The organism is Faecalibacterium sp. DFI.5.82 (assembly GCF_029076575.1).
Lineage (GTDB): Bacteria > Bacillota > Clostridia > Oscillospirales > Ruminococcaceae > Faecalibacterium > Faecalibacterium duncaniae.
In genome coordinates this window covers 1-372 of the sequence record NZ_JARFIS010000146.1, presented here as the reverse complement: position 1 = coordinate 372, position 372 = coordinate 1, and the positions used below count along the sequence as shown (strand labels likewise).

Annotated in this window: 1 pseudogene; it reads right to left on the bottom strand. The window is 52.4% G+C overall.

What is annotated here, in order from left to right:
* Positions 1-372: pseudogene (gene pheS / locus P0G09_RS15985) on the bottom strand (phenylalanine--tRNA ligase subunit alpha); the annotation flags it as partial.

The window sequence follows — 372 nt, the reverse complement described above, 5'->3', positions numbered from 1 at the left end:
CAAAACGGTCCGGCCCCAGTCCAAAGGCAAAGCCGCCATATACGTCAGGATCAACGCCTGACATCTTCAAGACGTTTGGATGAACCATCCCGGCACCCAAGACTTCAATCCAGCCATTGCCTTTACAGATTGCACAGCCCTTGCCCAGACAGTTGAAGCAGGTAACGTCAGCTTCAACGCTTGGCTCAGTAAATGGGAAGTAGCTTGGTCGCAAGCGAACCTTCAACTGATCACCAAACAGGTTTTGGGCAACTACTTCCAACGTCCCTTTCAAGTCAGCCATCGTCACGTGCTCACCGACAACCAGTCCTTCTACTTGGTGGAACTGATGACTGTGCGTGGCATCATCAGTATCGCGCCGGTAGACCTTGC